At 47.7% G+C, this 708-nt stretch carries 1 protein-coding gene; it reads right to left on the bottom strand.

Going from position 1 to position 708, the window contains the following annotated elements:
• Positions 1-708 (bottom strand): aminotransferase class III-fold pyridoxal phosphate-dependent enzyme (locus tag A3766_RS08805; protein ID WP_156508799.1); only part of this gene is annotated, 708 nt, incomplete at both ends.

Below are 708 nucleotides of genomic sequence, written 5' to 3'. Positions count from 1 at the left end.
TAAGGAAACATGGGCGTGCATCCCATATATGGATTCCTTTTTCTCTCAACAGCGTAAATATTAGTTCCTCGTAAGCGATATCTTGGGGAATTTTAAAACGGAATAGGGACTGGCAGTTCACGACTTTGATCGGAGCATGTCGTTGGCTTGCGTACAGGTTCATTTGCTCGACCATTGCAGCGGTCTTGTTGCCCAAATCCTGCTGTATGCTAGGCTCGGCTATTAGTTTATCTAATACTGCATTTGCTGCAGCCATCGCGAGTGGGTGGCGTACAAAGGTTCCCGCAAAGTAGGTTACGCCAACTTCGGGCGATGAGTCATCACCATATCGCCATTGGCCACCATCTAAGGCGTCCATATACTTGGACTTGCCTCCAATAACACCAATTGGCATACCTCCACCGATAATCTTACCGTAGGTTGCGATATCTGCTGGAATATCGAAATGGCCTTGAGCTCCTCGTGGTCCGAGGCGGAAACCTGTAATGACTTCATCGAATATAAGGGCCATCTCATTTTGATCGCATAAGCTCCTTAACTCTTGAACGAACTCTTTAGGCTGAAGTTCTGGGTTTCGGCTTTGTACAGGTTCGATCAGAACAGCAGCGATGTCATCGGCGTTTTCTTCGATATACTTTAAAGACTGTGGGTCACCGTAGTCTAGAATCATTGTGTTGGCGACGGCCTCTCCAGGAATACCGGCGGCTG

The organism is Oleiphilus sp. HI0132 (assembly GCF_001635845.1).
Note: the sequence above shows the minus strand (reverse complement) of the source record. Positions and strands in the feature narration are given on the sequence as shown.